Raw genomic sequence first — 22,388 nt, 5'->3', positions numbered from 1 at the left:
CCGACGAAAACCCCAGGGGCGTCCCAGATGATCCAGAAGTTCCGCCCGCTCGCCGGGCTCCTCCTTTGCAGCACCGCGCTGCTCGCGCCCGGCATGGCGCTGGCCCAGGCCGCCGCCGACGGCGCCGCCGCCGATGAAGGCGAAGTGGCCGAGGTGCTCGTCCGCGGCCGCAACATCCCCGAGGTGATGCGCGAGACCTCGGAGGTGGCCTCGATCGTCACCGCCGAGGACCTGGTTCGCCAGGGCGATGACAACGCGGCCCAGGCGCTGACGCGCCTGGCGGGCTTGAGCCTCGTCAGCGGCAAGTTCGTCTATGTGCGTGGTCTTGGCGAGCGCTACTCGTCGGCCTTGCTGAACGGCTCACCGCTGCCCAGCCCCGAGCCGCTGCAGCGGACCGTACCGCTGGATCTCTTCCCGTCCAACGTGCTGGCGGGCGTGAACGTCCAGAAGACCTATTCGGTGAACTATCCGGGCGAGTTCGGCGGTGGCCTGATCGACATCCGCACGGTCGATGTGCCCGACGATCCGTTCCTGGCGCTGAGCGTCAGCCTGGGCGGCAACGACGAGACCACCGGCAAGCGCGGCCTGACCTACTTCGGCGGGGGCGACAGCGACCTGGTGGGCATCGACGACGGGACCCGCGAGTTGCCCCTCCTGGTGCGCCGCGGGATCGAGACCGGCAACCGGATCGACTCGTCCAACTTCTCCAGCGACCAGCTGACCGCCATCGGCCGCAGCTTCCAGAACGCCAACATCAACCTTCTGCAGTCGACCAACGACGTCTCGGCGAACGGCAGCGTCGACGTGGCCGGCGGCCGCTCCTGGTCGTTCGACTGGGGCAAGGTCGGTGCGCTGGCGATCTTCGGCTACGACTCCAGTTGGCAGACCCGCGACGCCGCCCAGCAGGAGGGCGTGGTCAGCCTCCAGAGCCTGTCGGTCACCGAGGACATGCGTTCAAGCTCCACCCAGAACGACGTGGTGCTGAACGGGCTGACCCAGGTGGCGCTCGAGCTCGACAATCACACCTTCAAGTGGACCAACTTCTACGTCCGCAACGTCACCAAGGAGGCGCGGTCGGTCACCGGCGACTCCACGCGCGCCAGCCAGTTCATCCGCGACGACTTCACGGCCTGGTACCAGCGCGAACTGATCGACACCCAGCTCACCGGCGACCATGAGTTCGGCGACCTCGAGGTCTCGTGGCGCGGCTCTTACGCCCGCACCGAGCGCGATGCGCCCTACGAGCGGCAGGTGCGCTATCGCCGCGTGAACAACGAGTTCCTGCACAACCCGCAGCTGGACACCAACTTCATCCGTTTCGCCGAGCTGGAGGACAAGGCGACCGGCGCGGGTATCGATGTGAAGTACCGCTGGGAGAACCCGGTGATCGCCGACCTCACGGTCTCGGCGGGCTACGCGTGGTACGACAGCGAGCGGATCTCGGACTCGCGGGCGTTCCGGTTCACGATGAACTTCACGCCGGACCTGAATTTCCAGCGCCAGCGCGTTGATTTCCTTTATTCCGATTTCAACATAGGCCCGAACGGTCTCATCCTCCGCGAGGTGACAGGCGCCGAGGGCGCGGCGGCCTATACGGCGAGCCTGACCACCCACGGCGCCTATGCCCAGGCCGAGGGCGAGATCCTGCCGGCGGTTCGCGCCACGGCGGGCGTCCGCTTCGAGAGCGGGAACCAGAGCGTCCAGGCGATCGACCTGTTCTCGGCGACCCCCCTGGTCCCGAGAGTGCTGAAGAACGACTACTGGCTGCCGGCCGCGACGGTCACCTGGAACTTCGCCGAGGACCAGCAGCTGCGCGCCGGCGTCTCCAAGACGATCGCCCGGCCGCAGTTCCGCGAACAGGCGCCGCAGCTCTACTTCGACCCCGAGACGGACCGCACCTTCATCGGCAACCCGTTCCTGTTGGACAGCGAGATCGTCAACGTCGACGCCCGCTACGAGCGCTACTTCGATCGCGGCCAGTTCGCGACCCTGGGCGTGTTCTACAAGGACATCGACAAGCCGATCGAGGCGGTGGTCAACGAGTCGGGGTCGGGCCTGCAGCAGAGCTTCCTGAATGCGCCGCGCGCGGTGCTCTACGGCGCCGAGGCCGAGTTCAAGAAGTACTTCGAGTTCACGACCGGCAACGCCTTGATCGACGGCCAGCGCTGGCTGGTGGCGGCGAACTACAGCTACACCAAGACCAAGGTGAAGGTCGGCGCGAATGACGTGGTTTTCCCGCGGACCGCGCTGGGCCAGCCCGCGCCGGCGGCCAACTTCGTGATCGACGGCAGCCGCCTGCAGGGTCAGTCCGAGCACCTGGCGAACCTGCAGCTGGGCTTCGAGACCCTGGATGGCGGCACGCAGGCGACCTTCCTTGCGAATTACGCCAGCGAGCGGACGACCGCCCGCGGCCAGGCCGGCGCCCCCGATTTCGAGCAGATGCCGGGCGTAATCGTCGACTTCACCTTCCGCCACCGGTTCGAGGCCTGGGAACGCGAGTTCACTTTCGGCTTCGAGGCCCGCAACCTGCTGGGCGAAGAGTTCGACGAGTACCAGAAGCTGGGCGGGACGAAGCTGCGCCTCAACAACTACGAGCTGGGCCGTAGCGTCTCGGTGAGCCTCACGGCGCGGCTCTGATCCCCGGCTCGGGGTCGGCCTCCGGCGAGGCCGACCCGTTCCGGCCCCGGATGAGCTCCGCGATCTCGTTGGGCGCGAGCTGGAACAAGAGGCCGATCGAGCGCATCGAATGACCGCGGCGGTGCATGTCGCGGGCGAACTTCAGCTGATGCTGGGTGAGCGCCACGTCGCGGACGCGGGCGCGGCGGCGCGTGGGCTCGCGCGCGGGCCGCGCGGTCTCGTGGTCGGCCAGCATGACCAGGGCGCGGGGGATCGCCCCCTCGGGCGTCAGGCTCTCGACCCGGGACCCGCCAGTGAGGCGAAGGGTGACGCTGGCCTCGAAGAAGTGGCGCAGCAGGCGGGCGAGTTCGCCCGTCGTGATCTCGAAGGCGGCCAGGCTGTGCACCAGCACCTCGTCCCGCGATTTCAGGCCGTAGAGCAGGTGCAGCAGGTTGCGCTGGGTGGACGACGTCGGCTGGCGCTCCTCGAGCACCACATCGCAGCCCGCGCTCTCGATCAGGCGACGCTGGACGCTCGGCGGCGGAAAATCCGGCGAAATTCGGACGACGCCATACCGCATCCAGCGAACGCCCCTCCCAGGCCCGATTTCGTTGACCGGATTATGCGGGCCGAGTGCGACGACTCGATGAAGCCCCTGCGCCGCTGGGGGCCACGACACGCCTGACGCGGGACTGTCGCAATTGGGAGCGTTAGTTCGGCATCTCCGGGAAGGCGGCGTCGCCCTCGGCCGGCGCGGTCTCGCTGACCGGCAGGGGCGCGGGCGGCACGGCGTTGCGCACCGACGTCACCATCGCCTGGACCGCCTCGACGACCACCTCGGGACGGTCGTTCTGGACAAGGTGCGACGACAGGATCGTGCGCTGGTAGCCGTGCCGGAATTCCAGGGCCAGGCGCACGTGCTGCAGCTCCCACAGCGACTGCGGCCGGTCGTATCCGATCGTGGGCGCCGTGGCCGCCGTTTCCGAGGCGGTGATCACGTAGAGAGGAACGTCGGCGACCAGGCCGCCCGAGCGCGCCGTCTGCTCGGAGGTGCGGCCGAAAATGGAGTCGAGCTCGGTCAGCTGGTTGCGCCAGGCCGCTGGATTGCGCGCCAGCGCCCGGGTGCGGTCGTCGGCCCGGGCCGGAATGCAGCCCTCCCAGCGGGAATCCTCCGGGGGCGCCGCGGCCCCGGCCGCCGCCAGGCAGCGCTGCAGCTTGCGGCGGATGCCGTCCAGACCGTCACGGCCCGGCGGCGCGAGCCGCTCGACCGTGGGATCCAGCAGGACCAGGCCCTGGACCTCGCCCGGCCGGCGGGCGGCGAAGATCCGGCCGTAGAGCGCGCCGGCGGAGTGGCCGACCACGACAAAGGGCCCCTCGATCCCGGCGGCGGCCAGTCCCTGGTCCAGGTCGCGCGCGATGGCGGCGCCGTCGCGCGGATCGGGGCCGATGTCGCTGAAGCCGTAGCCGGCGCGGTCGTAGGCGCAGACGCGGGTGATGCGGGCGAGCCGGGGCTGGGCGCGGCCCCATCCGGCCGCGCCGACGCCGAATCCCGATTCCAGCAGAACGGTCGGCGAGCCGGAGCCGCTGCAGCGGAAGTTGAGCGCCCGGCCGTCGGGCAGCCTTGCGATGAGGCCGGGCTCGGCGCGGGCGTTGCGGATAGGCGCGCAGCTGACCGCAGCGGCGGCGACGGCGGCCGCGAGGATGTTCAGCAAGGCTGGCGGGGCGGCCACAACGGTCTCGATAGCCTGACCCGTCCGCGGCGTTCAACCGTGGACTGCAGGCCGGGCACGGAACTTGCTATCGTTCGGGGCAAGGGGCAAACACGTGCCATGGGCGCTTCGGGCCGATGGCAGCGTGATTGCGTCCCCGGGCTATTGTTAGGTAACGCGAGTTCGTTCTGAGGAGGGGCGCGTGGAGACGGTCTACGATTGGATCACCGTGGCGATCTTCGGCGGCCTCGTGGTTCTGTTCCTGCACAGGTCGGTGCAGCCGGGCGAACCGCAGGACACCATCCTGCACTACCTGCCGCCGGCGGTGGGTTGCGCTGTGGCCAACTGGTTCGGCAACCCGCCCCAGAACCAGGGCCTCATCTCCTTCCTCATCGTCGCGGGCGTGCTGCTCTACATCGCGCTCGTGCTGAAGCCGTTCGGGCTCAAGTTCCCGCCTTCCAAGCGCTAGGCCGAGGCCTGGCCCACGGGCGTACGGTGGAGGGGCCGCCATGAGCGTCGCAGCGGATCGGCAGAACGGCTTCGGCGCGCTGCGCCTCCTGTTCGCCTCGCTCGTCATCGCCTCGCACACGCCGCAGATGTTCGACGGGAGCTACGCCCGCGAGCCGATGAAGCTGCTGTTCGGCACGATCAGCCTGGGCGAGTTCGCGGTCGACGGCTTCTTCCTGATCAGCGGCTACCTGATCACCGCCAGCTTCATGTCCGACCCGCGCTCCTACATCGTGAAGCGGGTCCTGCGCATCTATCCCGCCTTCGTGGTCTGTTTCCTGGCTTGCGTGCTGCTCGTGGCGCCGTTGGGAGGCGCCAACCTGGGCGCGCTGTCGCTCAAGGACTGGGGGAAGGAAGCGGTCTATCTCCTGATGCTGAAGCCGCCCTTCGCGCCCGGCGCGTTCGAGGGGCTGGCGATCCCGGCGCTCAACGGTTCGATGTGGACCATCAGCTATGAGTTCCGTTGCTACATCCTGGCCGCACTGCTGGGCCTGATCGGGCTCTACCGGCGCCGAAGCCTCTATCTGGCGCTGACTGTGGCGCTAGTGGCGGCGAACTTCCTCTTCCTGCTGCCGGCGTGGGAGACGGTCGAGCGCGTGTTGCGGCCGACCCATGCGCTGCTGGGCCAGCCGGAGGAGGCGATCCGGCTGACGGCCGTCTTCATGTGCGGCGCCTGCCTCAAGCTCTATCCGCTGACCTATCGCGCCAGGTATGCCGCCCTGGCGGCGGCGGGCCTGGTCGCGGGCCTGTTCGTGCCGGCGCTGGCCAGCGTGGCCGTCATGACCGCCGGCGCCTACCTGCTGTTCTGGATCGCCTTCGAGGTGACCTGGAAGCCGCTGCGCACGATCAACGCCAAGGACGACATCTCGTACGGGCTCTACCTGTGGGCCTGGCCGATCGGCACGCTGCTCGTCTGGTACTCGCGCGACATGAACCTTTTCCTGCACGGGTTCCTGACCCTGCTCGGGTCGGTGGCGCTGGGCTACGTGAGCTGGCACCTGCTGGAAAAGCGCTGCATGGCGCTGAAGTCCCGCTTCGGGAAGGGCCGCGCCGCGCCCAAGCTGGCGCAGCCCGCCGCCGAGACCACTCCCAGCTAGCGCACTGCACCGCTGTCGCCCAGGAGGCAGGGCGCCGTGCGCAGGATGATCGAGATGTCGAGCCAGAACGACCGGCGCTCGACGTACTCGAGGTCCAGCGCCACGCGTCGGCGGACATCCTCGGCGGTGTCGACCGGCCCGCGCGAGCCGTTCACCGCCGCCCAGCCGGTGAGGCCCGGCTTGATGCGGTGGCGATGGGCGTAGGTCTCGACCAGCTTGGAGGCCTCAGCGCCCCCGCTCAGCATGCCGATGGCGTGCGGGCGCGGGCCCACGATCGACATCTCGCCGGTGATGATGTTGAAGATCTGCGGCAGCTCGTCGAGGCTGGTCTTACGGATGAACTTGCCGACGCGGGTCACGCGGTCGTCGTCGGCGGTGACCTGGCGGGCGGCCTTGTGGTCGGTTTCCTCCACCTTCATCGAGCGGAACTTCCAGACCACGATCTCTTCGTTCATGTAGCCGTGCCGGCGCTGGCGGAAGAAGATCGGGCCGGGGCTGTCCAGTCGGATGGCGACGGCCACCGCCGTCATCAGCGGGGCGAGCGCGATCAGACCCAGGACGCTCAGCGTCAGGTCGAGGATGCGCTTGACCAGGAGATAGCTCGACTTCTCGGACGCGCCCGAGATGTGCATCAGGTCGAAGTCGGCGATGCGGCCTACGGCGCGCGACTGCATCTCGTCGTCGTCGTCGTCGAGCAGCAGCGAGATCGGGTTCGGAATGGGAGCCAGCCGCTCCAGCAGCTGGGAGATCCGGGCGCTGGCCTTGGGGGGCACCGTGATCACGATGCGGTCCACGTAGGGTAGGATGCGGTGGTCGATCAGGTCGGCCGTCTTGCCCAGCACCGGGACGCCGCAGACCTCGGGCCCCACCCGGTCCTTCCGGTCGTCGAAGATCCCCAGGATGTTGACGTCGCGGGTCTTGAGCGCCCGGCGGATCAGGCGTTGGGCGGCGGCGGTGCCGCCGACGATGACGAGATTGGGGGTAAGTTGGCCCTTGGCGCGCAGGCGGCGCAGCACGAACATCCAGGCGGTCTGGGTCGTGCAGAGCGCCGCGGCGGCGGCGGCCACCCAGGTGGCGCAGCCGATGACCGGGAACGCGGGGTCGAGCAAGCTGTAGATGGTGCCCGCGGCCCCGCCGGCGGCGGCCGCGGCGATCAGCAGGCGGCCGAAGCGTCGGCGCAGGCGCTCGCGCGCGCTCATCGAGTAGGCGCCGGTGGCCACGAGCAGCACGATGGCGAGGGTGGGCGCGCCCAGCCACATCACCTCGGGCAGGTTCATCAGCCGCGTCGCGGCGAAGGAGGCCAGCAACAGCGCGACGGCGTCGCCGAACTGGAACAGCCGGGCGAGGCCCGCGCCGGACACGCGGGTGCGGACGCTCTGGAGCCGATCGGGACGCAGCGGACCGCGGCGATGGGTCGGCCCACTCACCTCGACTTCCGGAATGGCGCGGTGTGCGCCTGCATCGTCCGCCATACTGGCAACCCCGAACACCGTCTCAAGGCGACCCTAGAGGCAGGGGCTGAGCGATCCGTTAAGGGGATCCCCGGAACGGTCAGTAGGCGTTGGTGTCCGTGAACACGAGCGGGATGGTCCGCCATAGGATCTTCATGTCCAGGGCGAACGACCAGGTGTCGATGTACTCGTTGTCCGCCTGGACGCGGTCGATGATGGCCTGCAGGTCCCTCACCTCGCCGCGGTACCCGCAGACCGCGGCGTAGCCGGTGAGGCCGGGCTTGGCGCGGAAGCGGCGGCTGTAGCCCGGCGCCTGCTCGCCCCAGATCTCGTCATGCGCGACGGCGTGCGGCCGAGGGCCGATCAGCGACATCTCGCCCCGCAGCACGTTGAGCAGTTGCGGCAGCTCGTCGATGGAGAACTTGCGCAGGACCGCGCCCAGCGCCGTGACGCGCCGGTCGCCCTGGGTCGCCTGCTGGATCGCGTCGCCGTCCTCGGCGACGGTCATCGTGCGGAACTTGAAGACCGTGAAGATCACGCCGTTGAGGCCGGTGCGGCGCTGGCGGAACAGGGCCCGGCCGGGGCTTTCCAGCCGGATCAGAAGCGCGACGGTCAGGAGCAGCGGCAGGAAGAAGAGCAGGGCGCCGCCCGACATGACGATGTCGAAGGCGCGCTTGCGGCGGCTGACAGCCACGGCCATGGGGGACTGGGCCGCCGGCGCGGGCGGCCGCGGCCGCCCCTGAGGCGTCCAGTTCGAAGCTTCCGAGTGGGTCCGGAACTCGGACAGCTTACTCATAACAGAGCCGTCGGTCGGGCCGGCCAAGTCCGTGGAGGAAGGCGTCCATGGCTTCGGCGCTCCAGAGGCGCACGAGCAGGTGGGCGCCTCGCACGTCGAACTCGGTTCGGATGTGGGCGGGGCCGTCGACGACGTCGGCGTGTCGGCCAACGAAGCCGTAGAACGCCGCGCGGATCTGCTCCGCGTCATCTTCCGCTGCGAACCGCGTTTCAATTCCGGACATCTTCCCCGACGGTCCCGTGGATCACGCCCTTGCCGGAGCAAGAGCCGCGCCACGGTTCCCGGAGCCGTTGCGAGTGATCCCAGCTATATTCGCAGAAGACGCCCGTTCGGTTGCAAGCAGGGTTGACGATTTGTGACCGGCGTTGCGCCGGCGCCTCAATAGGCCTGCGGATCACGGAATATGATCAGCGCCGTCTTGGCCAGGATCGCGATGTCCAGCCCCAGCGACCAGCTCTCGATGTAGAGGTTGTCGGCGGCGACCCGGTCGCGCATGCACCGCAGGTCCTGGATCTCGCCGCGCAGGCCGTTCACCTGGGCGAGGCCCGTCAGGCCAGGCTTGGTCCGGAAGCGGTCGCCGTAGGTGGGGATCAACTCGGCGTAGTAGTCGTCGTGGGCCAGCGCGTGGGGGCGCGGCCCGACCATGGACATGTCGCCCCTCAGCACGTTCAGGAACTGGGGCAACTCGTCGAGGCTGAGCTTGCGCAGCAGGCCGCCGATGGCGGTGACGCGGGCGTCGTTGCGAGTGGCTTGGCGGACGTTCCCGCAGTCCTCGGTCACCGTCATGGTGCGGAACTTGTAGATCGTGAAGATGCGGCCCCGATGGCCGGTGCGCCGCTGCTTGAAGATCACCGGGCCGGGGGATTCGAGGCGCACGGCCAGCGCGATGCAGCAGAGCAGGGGCAGGAAGACCAGGAGCGCCAGCGCCGCGCCGACGATGTCGACGGCCCGTTTGCCCCAGCTCTCGGCGACGTCATGGACGGCCGCGGCCGGCGACTCGGACGCGACCACAGGCTCTTCCGCCTGCGGCGCTGGACCGATCGTCCTGGCGGCGACATCCGTCATACGCAGCAACGCCCCAACCTACCCAACTACGACCGGACGCCCCCGCTACCAGCCCACCACTCGTTAGCCATCTTCCCAAACGAACTGTTCACGCTCGTCGGTACTAAATGTGACACCGCCCCAGAATTGGGCGACGCCGGAGAAGTACCATGCCGTCCGACGTGTCGGTCGACCTGATTGCGCGCACCGCCGCCGTCGAGGCCCGCCCAGTCCGACGCCTTCCCATCGGCGTAGGCCTCACCATCGGCGCCTGCGCGTCGGTGGGCTTGTGGACCGTCATCGGCATCAGCCTGCGGGCGCTTCTGGCCTAGGCGATGACGCGGCGGCAGCGGCGTCGAGAAAACCCTTCGCAGCCCCGCTAGTTAGCCTTGTTTTACCCGTCCGGCCCCGCCGGGGTCAATCAACCGCGTTCGCCGAGCGACGGGCGGACGGCGCGCGTTTGCGGTGGCGCGGGCGGGGCGCTAGGTGAGGTGCGTCGCGCCGCTAAGGGCGCGCGGAGGACCTGTCCATCCCGACGCCCGTCTATCCCGTGATCCTGTGCGGCGGTTCGGGCGCGCGGCTGTGGCCGGCCTCGCGGCCGTGGCGGCCCAAACCGTTCGTGCCGCTGGTGGGCGATCGCTCCGGCTTGCAGGAAACAGCGTTGCGCGCCCAAGGGCTCGGCCCGCTCGCCGTGCTGGGCGGCGCGGCGCATGAGGGCCTGATCTCTGGCCAGCTCGCCGCCCTGGCCGTCAAAGCGACGATGATCCTGGAGCCCGAGGGCCGCGACACGGCCGCCGCCATCGCCGCGGCGGCGGGCTGGGCCGCGGCGCTCGATCCCGAGGCCGTTGTGCTCATCCTGCCGGCCGATCATCACATTCCCGACGCGACCGCCTTCCGCGCCGCGATCGCCGACACGCTGGACGCAGCGCAGGCCGGCGCGATCGTCACATTGGGCCTGCGGCCCGCTTCGGCCTCGACGGCGCTGGGCTACATCCAGCCGGGCCCAGGCGACGGGAAGGTGAAGCCCATCGCGGCCTTCGACGAAAAGCCGGACGCGGAGGGCGCGATGGCGCTGGTCGAGGCCGGCGCGCTCTGGAATGGCGGGATGTTCGTGGCCCGGGCGGCGACGTTCCTCGACGAGTTGCGCCGCTGGGCGCCCGAGATCGCCGACGCCGTCGGCGCGGCGCTGGACGAGGCGGCTGTGGCGGACGGCGTGGTCCGGCTGGGCGCGGCGCTGTCCAGGGCGCCGAAGGTCGCCTTCGACCGGGCAGTCATGGAGCGGACCGACCGCGGAGCGGTGCTGCCGGTGGACTTCGCCTGGTCGGACCTGGGTGCGTGGGACGCCGTCCTGGCCGCAGCGTCGCCGGATCCGGCGGGCAATGTGCTGACGGGCGCTGCCCGCGCCCCCGGCTCGAGCCGGGTTCTGGTGCGGGCCGCGCCGGGAATGCAGGTCGCCGTGGTGGGCGCGACGCGGCTGGGAGTGATCGCCGAGCCGGACGCCGTGCTGGTGTGCGACCTCGACCATGCCCAGGCGGTGCGGGACGCGGCTGGCATGGCGGGCGGCCGGTTCGCGAGCCTCGCCGACGCGGCGGGCTGGCTCGACGCGTGGCTGCGGACCGCGGCGTTGCCGCTCTGGGCGACGGTCGGCGTCGACACGGCGACGGGCGGCTTCCGCGAGGCCCTGACGTGGGACGGGCGGCCGCACGATCCCCGACGCCGCGCCCGCGTGCAGGCGCGCCAGGCCTTTGTGTTCGCGAGGGCTGCCGCCGAGGGTTTGCCGGGGCCCTGGGCCGCGACGGCTTCGGCCGGCTTCGCCTGGTTCGAGGGCCATGCGCGCCGCGACGATGGCCTCTACGCGACGACCCTCGATCCCGCCGGCGGACTAACCGAACCCGAGCCGCGGCTCTACGAGCACGCCTTCCTGCTGCTCGCGCTGTCCGCGCTGCGCCGTGACGAGGACGCACAGTCCCTGGTCGGCCGCCTGGACGCGTTCCGTCATCCGGCCGGCGGCTTCCGGGAGGCGGGCGACCATCCCTTCCAGGCCAACGCGCACATGCATCTGCTGGAGGCGGCCCTGACCTGCGGCGAGGCGGACGGCGACCCCATTTGGGCCAGGCTCGCCGACGAGGTGGCGGGGCTCGCGCTCGACCGGTTCATTGATCCTGCGTCGGGGTCGCTGCACGAGTTCTTCGACGCCGACTGGCGGCCGCTCACGGGCGCCGCGGGCCTGATCGAGCCCGGGCATCAGCTGGAGTGGGCCTGGCTGCTCTCGCAACGTCCGGAACCCCGGACCCAGGCGGCGGCGCGGCGGCTGTTCGACGTGGGGCGGCGCGGGTTCGACGCCGGCAGCGGCGTGATCGTCAATGCGCTGTACGAGGACCTCACCGTCCGCGACCCGGGCGCGCGCCTCTGGGCCCAGACCGAGCACTTGAAGGCGGCGCTGGCGCTGGGCGAGACGGCGGCGGCGCTGGAGGCGGCGAACAGCATCGCCCACTTCCTCGACACGCCTGTCCGCGGGGTCTGGCGCGAGCGCATGGACGCCCAGGGCGGCTTCCTCGAGCAGCCGTCGCCGGCCACCTCGCTGTACCACCTCTACCTCGCGATCCGCGAACTGACGCGGTTCGCCGGCGAACCATGCTAGAGCGCGGCTGATGGTGCAGAACCCGTTCGCGAACGCGCCGGCGAGGATCGCCGTGATCGGCCTGGGCTACGTCGGCCTGCCGTTGGCGGTGGCGTTCGCGGCCGGGCACGATGTGGTGGGCTTCGACCTCAGCGCCGAGCGGGTGGCCGAGCTCTCGCGCGGCGAGGACCGCACCCTCGAAGTGGCTCGCGAGGCGCTGAAGGCCGCCGCGCGCCTGTCCTTCAGCGACGATCCGGCGGCGCTGTCGGGCTGCAACGTCTTCGTGGTGACGGTGCCCACGCCCATCGACGACCACAAGCGGCCCGATCTCTCGGCCCTGTTGGCGGCCAGTCGCACCGTGGGCGGCGCGATCGGCAAGGGTGGCGTGGTGATCTACGAATCCACCGTCTACCCGGGCGCGACCGAGGAGGACTGCGTGCCGGTGGTGGCGCAGGTCTCGGGCTTGGAGTTCAACCGCGACTTCTTCGCCGGCTACAGCCCCGAGCGGGCCAACCCCGGCGACCCGAACCACCGCCTGGCCGACATCGTGAAGGTGACGGCGGGATCGACGCCGGGGGCCGCCGAGTTCGTCGACGCCCTCTACGCCTCAGTGGTCCGCGCCGGCACCCACCGCGCCAGCTCCATCAAGGTGGCCGAGGCCGCGAAGGTGATCGAGAACACCCAGCGCGACCTGAACATCGCCCTGATCAACGAGTTCGCCCTGATTTTCCGCCGCCTCGGAGTCGACACCGAGGAGGTGCTGGCGGCGGCGGCCACCAAGTGGAACTTCCTGAACTTCCGACCGGGGCTGGTCGGCGGCCACTGCATCGGCGTCGACCCTTACTATCTCACCCACAAGGCCGAGGCCGTCGGCTATCGGCCCGAGGTGATCCTGGCCGGGCGGCGCATCAACGACGGCATGGGCGGCTACGTGGCCCGCGAGCTGGTCAAGCAAATGATTCTACGTGGCGTGCTGGTGAAGGGCGCCCGCGTGCTGGTGATGGGCCTGGCGTTCAAGGAGAACACGCCCGACCTGCGCAACACGCGCGTGATCGACATCGTCCGCGAGCTCGAGGAGTACGGCGCCGCCGTCGACGTCTGGGACCCCTGGATCCCCGCGGCCGAGGCCGAGCACGAGTACGGCGTGTCGCTGATCACCGCCCCGGCCGCGGCGGCCTACGACGGCGTTGTGCTGGCTGTGGCGCACCGCGAGTTCCAGGCGCTGGGGCCGGAGGCTATCCGCGGCTTCGGCAAGCCGGAGGCGGTGCTGTTCGACGTGAAGTCTGCCCTGCCGAAGGACGCCTCGGATTTGCGGCTCTAGCTGCCCGCTCGATGGGCGGGGCGCCCAACCGCCGGGCGCCAGCCGTCACCGCGGCGCGTTCATGGAACCGTCACTGGAGGCTGCCCACAAGCTGGACTATTCCGGACCTGCCCTTCGGGGCGTTTCCTCCCTGACTCGCCGCGCCTGCAAGGGCGCGGCGTTCTTTTTGAGTCGCCGGCTGAGGCCGCGGGTGCTCCGCGGCCTCGCGTTTGGGCTCCGCACCTCAGAAGGTGACGGTGAGTTTGCTGTAGTAGTAGCCGCCGTTGATGCCGAACGACGAGAAGGTGGGATACTGGGTGACGAAGGCGTTGGAGTTGTTGCGGAAATACTCGTCCCGCAGGAACGCATTGATCCGATCAGGGTAGGTGTTGAACAGGTTGTTCGCTCCGACGGTCAGTTTCACCGACTCCAGCACCTTGTAGCTGACCTCGAGGTCCGTGATCACCGCCGCCTTGATCTTCGTTTTGTAGCAGGTCGGGACCACTGGCGTGACCAGTGGGCAGCCCGTGCGGCTGGAGTAGGCGGAGGCGGGACCGTAGAGCGACTCCTTGAGGCTCACGGTCAGTTTGTCCCAGGTCCAGAGGGCCCCCGCGACCAGGCGATACTTCGGCGAGGCCGTTTCCAGATTGGAGATGGCGGAAAGGTCGAAGAGCGAGGCGCCCGTCAACTCGGCCGGCGGGGCCGCGATCTTGGTGACCTCGGTATCGTTGTAGTTGGCGATCAGGGACCACTGCACCGAACCCCAGCCTTCGAAGTCGGTCGTTGAGGTGAGCACGAACTCGGCGCCGCGCGTGCGCGTGTTGAGGCCGTTGGTGAAGATGGTGATGCCGGTGATTGTCACCGTCGGGTCGAGGACGTTGCCGTTGGCGACGATGGCGTTCCGCACCGCAGGAATGTTGACCGTCCCGCCCGACCCGAACAGCGAGCCGGAGCCGACGATGCGGTCCTTCACTGTGATCTGGTAGAGGTCGAGGGTCGCGGTGACGCCGTAACCGGGGTGGGCGACGAATCCGACGCTGAAGTTCCGCGACTTCTCGGCATCGAGGCCGTCAACGCCGATCAGGCGCGCGGCTGCCGAGTTCGGCGGAAGCTGCACGAACGCCGCGGTCGGCGACACGTTAGTGGCCGAGTAGAACGACTCCGCCAGCGTGGGAGCCCGGAAGCCGGTGCTGGCGGTGCCGCGGACCGCGAACATGTCGTTGAAGTCGTAGCGGCCGGTGCCCTTGAAGACGATGGTGTCGCCGAAGTCGCTGAAGTGCTCGTAACGGGTGGCGAGGTCGACCTTGAGCGGCTCGGTCGGCTGGAGCGCCACGTTGACGTAGGCGGCATAGCTGTGGCGGCTGTGCTTGCCGGCGTCGGTGAGGGCGAAGCCGGGGAACGACTGGCCGCCTTCCTTGTAGCGCGAGGCCTCGTCGCCGGGTTTGATCTGGTACTTGTCCTCCCGGTACTCCGCGCCGAAGGCGAGGTTCATCGGGCCGGCCTGCCCGATGTCGAACTCACGCGCCACGTCGACCTGGCTGGTCCACTGGCTGGAGATGAACGAGCCGTCGTAGAAGTCGGTGGGCGAGAAGCCCGGCGTCGTCGCCGTCGAGGTGTCGATATAGAGCGAGCGGTTGATCGAGTTGCGGGTCTCGATGTCGATCGAGTCCTTGCCGTAGGTCGTGGCCAGGTCCCAGCTCCATTCGCCGGCCTTGCCCCTGACGCCGAAGGTGGCGGCGTAGTCATCCTCGATCAGGGCCTCGCGCGGCTGGAAGCCGAGCGGGCGCGGGATGGAGCCGTCGCGCCCGACCACGAGGTTCGGCACCCGCCAGTTTTCCCAGGCCTGGCCGAACTTTCTGCCGTAGGTGCCGAAGGAATAGAGTTCGACGCCGTTCGTGAACTCGTAACCGAAGTTGTACGAGCCAATGTACAGCCGGTACTCGGCGTCCCCCGGGATGTTGTTCACGTACGGATAGTCGGGGTGGTTCGCGAGCTGCGGATAACGCGACAGCCGCGAGCTGGAATTGATGTTGAATGGGGTGTTGATCGCCCGGGGGTCCACATCGCCACGGAACGTGTAGTCGTGATAGCGCCCGTCGAAGGTGAGATTCAGGTAGGCGCTCTCGAAAGGTGAGAAGCCCACGTTGGCGCTCAGGTCGAAGGTGTCGCCGCCGCCGCTCATATACTTGCCGCCGGAGGCGATCACCGACCCGCCCTCGGACTGATCCTTCAGTATGATGTTGATGACGCCCGCGATGGCGTCGGTGCCGTACTGGGCGGCAGCGCCTTCCTGAAGCACCTCGATGTGGCTGACGCCGGCCAGCGGAACGAAGTTGAGGTCCGCCGTGGCCCCGCCCTGGAACGGTCCGCCCAGCACCGCGAGGTTGGCGGTGCCGTGGCGGCGCTTGCCGTTGATCAGGACCAGGGCGTGGTTGGGCGAAAGGCCGCGCAGCTTGGCCGAGAGCGTCAGGTTGGCGGTGTCGCCGCCGAACGCCTGCGCGTTGAACGACGGCACGTTCTGGGCGATCGCCTGGATCAGGTCGGTCTGGCCGACGCGCTGCAGGGCCGTGGCGTCCAGAACCGTGATCGGCGCCGGGCTGTCGACGGCGCGCAGGCCGGTCGTGCGGGTGCCGGTGACGATGATCGCGTCGAGCTCGGCGACGCCGGCCGCCGCATCGCCGTCGGCCGCCCAGGCGCCGCCCGCCATGGCGACGCCCAGGATGAGCGCGCTCGCGCCCAGGAACTTGCTTTTCAAAGTGGACCCCTCGTTTTTCGATGTTGGGCCCTTCGCGACGTCTCCCCTCGAACCGGCCGACAGCGCGCCGCGTCCGGGGACGCGTCAACAAAAGCAAGTTATCGACGGATCTGACGCCTGTGTGGTGACCAATATGTCAGCGCGAGAGATGCAAATATCAGCACGAATATTGTAACCGGCGGATGTGTAGAATCGGCATGGCTGAGGAATACGCGTGTTAGTCGAATTGACGGAGCCGTCAGTTGTCGAATTGTTGCGCAATGCGTGCCCCATCTCATCGCAGGATGCGTGGGAGCTGCCCAATTGCTCGCCGTTTGGCTTGTCAGCGAAGGGCGCGGCGGTTGGACTGAAGCCGTTCGCCGCTGGGCGGGCGCGGTGGAGTTCGGAGCGGGCCATGGGTGTCAGTCGTCGGGGTTTCCTGCAGCGCATCGGGGCGGCGGGCGGCTATGCGGCGACCTATTCGGCGATGGTGAGCCTGGGCCTGATGGCCGTGCCGGCGAGGGCGGGTCCACTGGCGCTGCCGGCCAACCTGGGCGCGGGCAAGCGCGTGGTGGTGCTGGGCGCGGGCATCGCCGGCCTCACCGCCGCTTACGAGCTGGAACGCGCCGGGTTTGACGTCACGGTGCTGGAGGCGCGCGGCCGGGTCGGCGGGCGCAACTGGACGCTGCGGTCGGGCGACAAGATCGAGATGGTGGGGGAGGCGACCCAGACGGTCGGCTTCTCGGACGGCCTCTACATGAACGCCGGGCCGGCCCGCATCCCGAGCCACCACACCGGCCTCCTCGGCTACTGCGACCGGCTGGGCGTGCCGCTGGAAGTGGAGATCAACTCCAGCCGCAGTGCCTATTTCTGGTCGGCGGGCTCGAACGGCGGCCGGCCGATCCAGATGCGCCAGGGGGTGAACGACACCCGGGGCTATATCTCCGAGCTGCTGGCCAAGGCGCTGAACAAGGGCGCGCTCGACCAGGAGCTGACGCTCGAGGACAAGGAGCGGCTGCTGCCCTTCCTCAAGGCCTATGGCGACCTCGACGACAGCATGGCGTTCAAGGGCACCGAGCGGTCGGGCTTCGCCCAATTGCCGGGCGCGGCTTCGCAGTTCGGCAAGGGCCGCGACCCGCTGCCGCTGAAGGAATTGCTGGCCAACGAGCAGCTCCGCGCGACCCTGTTCGAGGACATGGTTTACATGCAGGCGACCATGTTCCAGCCGGTGGGCGGCATGGACCGGATCGCCGCGGGCTTCCAGCGGGCGATCCGGAGCCCGCTGATCCTCAACGCCGAAGTCCTGCAGATCCGCCAGGGTGCGGCGGGTGTGGAGGTGGCCTGGCGCGACCGCACGAGCGGGACGAGCCAGGCCACCCGGGCCGACTTCGCCATCGTGACCTTGCCGCTCAACATCCTGGCGAAGGTGGACACCAACTTCGACAAGCCGGTGAAGACCGCCATCGCGAGCGTGCCCTACGATTTTTCGAACAAGATCGGCTTCGACGCGCCGCGGTTCTGGGAGAAGCAGCAGATCTACGGCGGCATCTCGTTCGTGGGCGGGGACACCGGCCTGGTCTGGTACCCGTCGAACGATCTGCACACGGCGCGCGGCATGCTGCTGGCCTGCTACGGCTCGGGCCCGAACGCCGAGGGCTTCGCGGCGCGGCCGCTGGAGGAACAGGTGGCGATCGCCCGCGGGGTCGTGGGCCGACTGCATCCGGGACACGAGGGCGAGCTCGCCCATCCGGTCGTGGTCAACTGGAGCAAGATCCCGTTCAACCTGGGTCCCTGGCCCGCCTGGAACGGCCGCGGCGGCCAGGAGGGCCACCTGGACGACCCCGCCTACCGCCTGCTGAACGAGCCGCACGGGCGGGTCTACTTCTCGGGCGCGCACCTCTCGCAGATGCCGGGCTGGCAGGAAGGCGCCGTGCTTTCGGCGCAGCGGACCCTAGGCCTGATCGCATCGCGCGTGTCACAGTCGGTGGCGGAACGCCGCGGCGCGCGGCCGGCGGCCTGACGAACATCACCCGAGGGGAGAACCGAATGCGTAACCTGCTGCTTCCGGCCGCCGTGGCCGCCCTTGCGCTCGCCGCCGGCGCCGCCAGCGCGCAGAACACCCACATCAATCCGAGCAACGGCTTCATCTCCTCGGCGGTGAAGGTGCCGGCCGGGTCCGAGATGCTCTACGTCAGCGGCATCACGCCCGATGTCGTGGCGGGCGCGCCGGCGGCGACGCCGTTCGGCGACACCAAGACCCAGGTGGCCAGCGTGCTGAAGAAGATCGGCGCCATCCTCGCGGCCCAGGGTTACGGCTGGGAGGACGTCGTGATGATGCGCGTCCTGCTGGTCGGCGACCCGGCCAAGGGCGGCGGAATGGACTTCGCCGGCATGATGGAGAGCTACAACGCCGTCTACGGTTCGCTGAAGAACAAGCCGGCGCGCATCACCTCGCAGGTGGCCGCGCTGGTGCGGCCGGGCATGTACGCAGAGATCGAGGTCCAGGCGGCGAAGAAGCCGTAAGGCCGCAACAGCCGCCGGCTTGAGACTTGGCCGGAGTCGCGCGAGCTTGCGCGCCATGGATCGACGCAACTTCCTGGCGCTCAGCGCTGCGGGTTTCGTGGGCGCGGGCGCCGCGCCGGGTTTCGGCTGGACGCAGGAGCTTGCGCCGTTGGCCGACGCGCCGCCGCCGATCGGGCGGGCCGAGCGCGAAGCGCGGATCGCCAAGGCGCAGAAGCTGATGCGCGAGCTGGGCTTCGTCGCGCTGCTGGTCGAGCCCGGTTCCAGCCTCATCTACTTCACCGGCGTGCGCTGGAGCCGCAGCGAGCGGCTGACTTGCGCCCTGATCCCAGCCGACGGCGAGGTGTGCATCGTCACGCCCTACTTCGAGGAGCCGTCGGTGCGCGAGAGCCTGGGCGTGAACGCCGAGGTGCGCACCTGGCAGGAGCACGAGGACGCGACCGCGATCGTCGCGGGCTGGCTGAAGGACAGGAAGCTGGGCTCGGCCGCGGTCGGAATCGAAGAGACCAACCGCTACTTCATCGTCGACGGACTGAAGAAGAACCTGCCCACCGCCACGCTCAAGAACGGCGCGCCGGTGGTTCGCGGCTGCCGGATGATCAAGACCGCGCCCGAGATCGCGCTGATGCAACGGGCCAGCGACATCACCATCGCGGCCTACAAGGCGACCATCCCGAAGATCGAGGCCGGCATGCGGCCGCAGGACATCGGGGCGATGATGAACCGCGCCACGGCGGCCTTGGGCGGCGAGCCGGAGTTCGAACTGATCCTGCTGGGCGAGGCGTCCGCCTACCCGCACGGCTCCGGCAAGCCGCAGGCGGTGAAGCCGGGCGAGGTGGTGCTGATGGACTGCGGCTGCACGTTCCGGGGCTACCAGTCCGACATCTCTCGCACCTTCGTGTTCGGCGAGGCCACCGCGCGGCAGCGCAAGGTCTGGAACGAGATGAAGCGCGGCCAGGAGCTCGCCTTCGCGGCGGCCAAGCTGGGCGCGACCTGTCACAGCGTCGACGCCTCGGCGCGCGACTACTACGTCTCCCTTGGCTACGGCCCCGACTACAAGCTGCCCGGCCTGTCCCACCGCACCGGCCACGGCATCGGCATGGACGGCCACGAGCCGGTGAACCTGGTGCGCGGCGAGATGACGAAGCTGGCGCCCGGCATGTGCTTCTCGGATGAGCCTGGCATCTACATCCCGGGCGAGTTCGGTATCCGGCTGGAGGACTGCTTCCACATGACGGAGACGGGGCCGAAGTGGTTCTCGCAGCCGTCGGTGTCGATCGAGAGGCCGGTCTAGGCACCGCCTTGGCGCGTGTGACTTTCCAGTTCTAGGCTGCGGTCGGGCTGGAGGATCAGGCGATGGCGTGGCGTGGCGTTCCCGTCGTGGTGGGTATTGCGATCCTGGCGGGCGGTCCGGCCGCGGCAGGAGTTCACCCGCCCGAGGTCGAGGCGCGGCTGGCGCTTTTCGCCCAGAACTGGACCATCGAGGGGATGGAGGGCGCGTTCCGCGAGGACTGCGAATGGTACCACGACCGCTCGTTCGTCGTGTGCCACGCTACCGAAGTGGAAGACGGCAAGACGTTCCACAGCGTGAGCGTGCTGGGCTTCTCCAGCCGCGCCAGGACGTACACCTACTTGCACTACTCCAGTACCGGCGGGAGCCGCACCGAGACCGGCTATCCTACGGAGACCGGCGGACTCGTGTTTCTGGGTGAGCGCCAGACCGCCCAGGGGTTCGCGCAGACCCGCAGCGTCATTACGCCAAACGCCGCCGGGCCCGGTTTCCTCTTCGAACAGACGAGGGCCCTGAACGGCGGTGAGTGGAAGCCGACCGTCAAGTTCAAGTACGTGACCCGCGGGCCGGCGAAGTAGGGGCCCGCCTAGGCTCGCAACACCAGGAACAGATAGCCGTAATCGTCCGGGTAGACGCGGCGGCACTCGATCTCGTCGCGGATCTCGGCCAGCACGGCTTCGGCGACGGGGTCACCGGCCAAGCGGGCGGTGGCGGCTTCGAGTCGGGTTTCGAGCGGGCCGTAGTAGTTCGTCCACCAAGCGGCGTCCGAGAGCACGAAGGCGCCCGCAATCTGGTAGCCGTGAGCTTCGGCGCGGCGGCGCGCAGACGCTACGTCTTCCATGGCCGGATATTCCGCCCAGCAGGCGCGGACGGGCTCGGGCGGATCGGACTTCAGCCAGACCGGCTCGGTGAGCGCCAGGACTCCGCCGGGACGCAGGAGCGGCTTCCAGGCAGCCAGGGCGGTGTCGAAGCCCACGATGTAGGCCGCGCCCTCGCACCAGACCAGGTCGAAGCTCTGCGGCGGGTAGGGCAAGCGAGCCATGTCGCCGCGCGCAATGGAGATGCGGTCGAGAACGCCGGCCGCTCGGGCGCGCCCTTCCAGGTCGTGGAGGAACGGCTGGTAGCCGTCCAGCGCGGTGATCTGCGCCCCGGGCAGGAGTTCTGCAAGGTCGAGTGTCTGGCCGCCGGGACCGCAGGCGAGGTCGAGGACGTCCGGTCGGGCGGGCAGCGGACCGGCCAGCTGCAGCGCCCTGACCACCGACGCCCGATCGCCAGGCCCCTCCCGCGGCATGTCGCAGTGAACCGCGAAGAAGGCGGCCCGCTGGGCCGGGTCGGAGAAGTCCACCGTCAGACCCCGTAGTACTCGCGATACCAGTCGACGAACCGGCCGACGCCCGTCTCGATGGAGGTGGAGGGGGCGTAGTCGAGGACGGCGCGGGTCTCGGCGGTGTCGGCTTCGGTGGCGGTGACGTCGCCGGCCTGCATGGGCAGGAACCTGATCTCGGCCTTCCGGCCCAGCTTCTCCTCGAGCACCTCGATGTAGCGCATCAGCTCCTCGCGGCGGCCGGCGCCCAGGTTGAGCATGCGCCAGGGCGCGGCGCTGGTGGCCGGGTCGGGATTGGCGGCGTCCCAGTCGGGGTTCGGAGCGGGCGGGCGGTCGAGGGCGGCGACCAGGCCGTCGACGATGTCGTCCACATAGGTGAAGTCGCGCTGCATCTGGCCCTGGCCGTACACCTCGATCGGCTGGCCCTTCAGGATCGCGTCGGTGAACTTGAAGAGCGCCATGTCAGGTCGGCCCCAGGGGCCGTAGACGGTGAAGAACCGGAAGCCGGTCGCGGGGATGCCGAACAGGTGGGCGTAGGCGTGGGCCATGGCCTCGTTGGCGGCCTTGCTGGCCGAGTAGAGCGTGATCGGGTGGGTCGCGGCGTCGTGGACGCTGAACGGCAGGTTGGCGTGGTTGCCGTAGATCGAGCTGGTCGAGGCGAAGACCAGATGCTGCGGCGGGTGGGCGCGGCAGCCCTCCAGAATGTTGAGGAAGCCCACGACATTGGCGTCCACATAGGTCTCGGGGCTCTCCAGGCTGTAGCGGACGCCGGCCTGCGCCGCCAGGTTGACCACGTGGGTCGGCTTCGTCTCGGCGAAGACGGCTGGCATGCGCTCCCGGTCCGCAAGGTCGAGCTGGACGTGCCGGTAGCCCTTGTGGCCCTGGAGGATCGCCAGCCGGGCGGCCTTGAGCGTGGGGTCGTAATAGGCGTTCATGCTGTCGAGGCCTACGACCTCGTCGCCCCGCTCCAGCAGGCGGCGGCTCAGGTGGAAGCCGATGAAGCCGGCCGAGCCGGTGACCAGGATCGCCAAACGTGTCGCCTCACTCTGCACGGGGTGCGCAGGTGTGGGCCTAGCGGCGTCCGGGTTGCAAGGGCCTTAAGGTCAGCGCGTGCCGTAGCGAACGTCGCGCAGCCGCGAGACGCGGGCGGCGGCTTCGGCGGCGACGGCAGCCTTGCGGGCCTCGGTCACGTCGGCGGCCCGCATCTGGGCCAGCAGCGGGAAGGTGGCCGAGAGCGTGGCGACCAGGAGCCCCATCCGGCCCTCGCGCCAGCCGCCGCGGACGACGAACGCCTTCAGGAACACGCCGGCCCCGGCCAGCAGGCTCACGATGGCCCAGGGCGCGCGCTTGCGGTCGGCGATGTCTTCGGCGGCGATGGC

20 protein-coding genes are annotated in these 22,388 nt (G+C 69.3%); 10 read left to right on the top strand and 10 right to left on the bottom strand.

What is annotated here, in order from left to right; genetic code table 11:
- Positions 1 to 27 precede the first annotated feature (27 nt).
- The gene (locus VGD44_RS11815) at positions 28 to 2,637 is read left to right on the top strand and encodes a TonB-dependent receptor domain-containing protein (RefSeq protein WP_331087176.1); all 2,610 of its coding nucleotides are present in this window, start codon (positions 28 to 30) and stop codon (positions 2,635 to 2,637) included.
- Here VGD44_RS11815 and VGD44_RS11810 read toward each other — a convergent pair.
- The gene (locus VGD44_RS11810; protein ID WP_331087174.1) at positions 2,621 to 3,196 is read right to left on the bottom strand and encodes a hypothetical protein; all 576 of its coding nucleotides are present in this window, start codon (positions 3,194 to 3,196) and stop codon (positions 2,621 to 2,623) included. The genes VGD44_RS11815 and VGD44_RS11810 overlap by 17 nt on opposite strands.
- 130 nt (positions 3,197 to 3,326) lie before the next feature.
- Positions 3,327 to 4,346 (bottom strand): alpha/beta hydrolase, encoded by a 1,020-nt coding sequence (locus VGD44_RS11805; protein ID WP_331087172.1) that lies wholly within the window; start codon positions 4,344 to 4,346, stop codon positions 3,327 to 3,329.
- Positions 4,347 to 4,527: 181 nt separating this feature from the next.
- Between VGD44_RS11805 and VGD44_RS11800 the strand changes: the two genes are divergently transcribed.
- Both VGD44_RS11800 and VGD44_RS11795 read left to right on the top strand, forming a co-directional pair.
- The gene (locus VGD44_RS11800) at positions 4,528 to 4,794 is read left to right on the top strand and encodes an XrtV sorting system accessory protein (RefSeq protein WP_331087170.1); all 267 of its coding nucleotides are present in this window, start codon (positions 4,528 to 4,530) and stop codon (positions 4,792 to 4,794) included.
- Positions 4,795 to 4,834: 40 nt separating this feature from the next.
- Entirely contained in the window at positions 4,835 to 5,929 is a 1,095-nt protein-coding gene (locus VGD44_RS11795) for an acyltransferase (protein ID WP_331087168.1), read from the top strand.
- Here VGD44_RS11795 and VGD44_RS11790 read toward each other — a convergent pair.
- The 4 genes from VGD44_RS11790 to VGD44_RS11775 form a co-directional block, all read right to left on the bottom strand.
- The gene (locus tag VGD44_RS11790; RefSeq protein WP_331087166.1) at positions 5,926 to 7,401 is read right to left on the bottom strand and encodes an exopolysaccharide biosynthesis polyprenyl glycosylphosphotransferase; all 1,476 of its coding nucleotides are present in this window, start codon (positions 7,399 to 7,401) and stop codon (positions 5,926 to 5,928) included. The genes VGD44_RS11795 and VGD44_RS11790 overlap by 4 nt on opposite strands.
- Before the next feature lie 79 nt (positions 7,402 to 7,480).
- Complete coding sequence (locus VGD44_RS11785) at positions 7,481 to 8,176, bottom strand: sugar transferase (protein WP_331087164.1); 696 nt, start codon at positions 8,174 to 8,176, stop codon at positions 7,481 to 7,483.
- Complete coding sequence (locus VGD44_RS11780) at positions 8,169 to 8,399, bottom strand: hypothetical protein (protein WP_331087162.1); 231 nt, start codon at positions 8,397 to 8,399, stop codon at positions 8,169 to 8,171. The genes VGD44_RS11785 and VGD44_RS11780 overlap by 8 nt, the downstream gene beginning before the upstream one ends.
- Before the next feature lie 155 nt (positions 8,400 to 8,554).
- Positions 8,555 to 9,241: an exopolysaccharide biosynthesis polyprenyl glycosylphosphotransferase gene (locus VGD44_RS11775; RefSeq protein ID WP_331087160.1), complete on the bottom strand. Its 687-nt coding sequence runs from the start codon at positions 9,239 to 9,241 to the stop codon at positions 8,555 to 8,557.
- 149 nt (positions 9,242 to 9,390) lie between these two features.
- On the opposite strand from VGD44_RS11775, the gene VGD44_RS11770 reads away from it, so the two are divergent.
- From VGD44_RS11770 to VGD44_RS11760, 3 genes are all read left to right on the top strand, one after another.
- A complete protein-coding gene (locus VGD44_RS11770) occupies positions 9,391 to 9,552 on the top strand; it encodes a hypothetical protein (RefSeq protein ID WP_331087158.1) in 162 nt (53 codons plus the stop codon).
- A gap of 218 nt (positions 9,553 to 9,770) precedes the next feature.
- Entirely contained in the window at positions 9,771 to 11,861 is a 2,091-nt protein-coding gene (locus VGD44_RS11765; protein ID WP_331087156.1) for an AGE family epimerase/isomerase, read from the top strand.
- A gap of 10 nt (positions 11,862 to 11,871) precedes the next feature.
- Positions 11,872 to 13,161, top strand: a complete 1,290-nt coding sequence (locus tag VGD44_RS11760; protein WP_331087154.1) for a nucleotide sugar dehydrogenase — start codon at positions 11,872 to 11,874, stop codon at positions 13,159 to 13,161.
- Between the two features lie 223 nt (positions 13,162 to 13,384).
- On the opposite strand, the gene VGD44_RS11755 is transcribed toward VGD44_RS11760, so the two are convergent.
- On the bottom strand, positions 13,385 to 15,895 hold the full coding sequence (locus tag VGD44_RS11755) for a TonB-dependent receptor plug domain-containing protein (RefSeq protein ID WP_331087152.1): 2,511 nt from the start codon (positions 15,893 to 15,895) through the stop codon (positions 13,385 to 13,387).
- Positions 15,896 to 16,289: 394 nt separating this feature from the next.
- Here VGD44_RS11755 and VGD44_RS11750 point away from each other — a divergent pair, with 394 nt between their 5' ends.
- The 4 genes from VGD44_RS11750 (at position 16,290) to VGD44_RS11735 (ending at position 20,263) form a co-directional block, all read left to right on the top strand.
- Positions 16,290 to 17,894 carry a flavin monoamine oxidase family protein gene (locus tag VGD44_RS11750; RefSeq protein ID WP_331087150.1) on the top strand — a complete coding sequence of 535 codons (1,605 nt, stop codon included), beginning with the start codon at positions 16,290 to 16,292 and terminating at the stop codon, positions 17,892 to 17,894.
- 26 nt (positions 17,895 to 17,920) lie between these two features.
- Positions 17,921 to 18,397 (top strand): Rid family hydrolase, encoded by a 477-nt coding sequence (locus VGD44_RS11745; protein WP_331087148.1) that lies wholly within the window; start codon positions 17,921 to 17,923, stop codon positions 18,395 to 18,397.
- A gap of 55 nt (positions 18,398 to 18,452) precedes the next feature.
- Positions 18,453 to 19,688: a Xaa-Pro peptidase family protein gene (locus VGD44_RS11740; protein ID WP_331087146.1), complete on the top strand. Its 1,236-nt coding sequence runs from the start codon at positions 18,453 to 18,455 to the stop codon at positions 19,686 to 19,688.
- A 62-nt stretch (positions 19,689 to 19,750) separates the two neighbouring features.
- On the top strand, positions 19,751 to 20,263 hold the full coding sequence (locus tag VGD44_RS11735) for a hypothetical protein (protein ID WP_331087144.1): 513 nt from the start codon (positions 19,751 to 19,753) through the stop codon (positions 20,261 to 20,263).
- Between the two features lie 8 nt (positions 20,264 to 20,271).
- On the opposite strand, the gene VGD44_RS11730 is transcribed toward VGD44_RS11735, so the two are convergent.
- The 3 genes from VGD44_RS11730 to VGD44_RS11720 all read right to left on the bottom strand — a co-directional run.
- Positions 20,272 to 21,030 carry a class I SAM-dependent methyltransferase gene (locus tag VGD44_RS11730; protein WP_331087142.1) on the bottom strand — a complete coding sequence of 253 codons (759 nt, stop codon included), beginning with the start codon at positions 21,028 to 21,030 and terminating at the stop codon, positions 20,272 to 20,274.
- Positions 21,031 to 21,032: 2 nt separating this feature from the next.
- Complete coding sequence (locus VGD44_RS11725; RefSeq protein WP_331087140.1) at positions 21,033 to 22,040, bottom strand: NAD-dependent epimerase; 1,008 nt, start codon at positions 22,038 to 22,040, stop codon at positions 21,033 to 21,035.
- Positions 22,041 to 22,112: 72 nt separating this feature from the next.
- Positions 22,113 to 22,388, bottom strand: a 276-nt coding sequence (locus tag VGD44_RS11720; protein WP_331087138.1) for a hypothetical protein, incomplete at its 5' end; no start/stop codon positions are given.

The sequence above is a fragment of the Phenylobacterium sp. genome (genome assembly GCF_036402295.1).
Lineage (GTDB): Bacteria > Pseudomonadota > Alphaproteobacteria > Caulobacterales > Caulobacteraceae > Phenylobacterium.
This window is presented reverse-complemented; position numbering and strand designations above follow the sequence as displayed.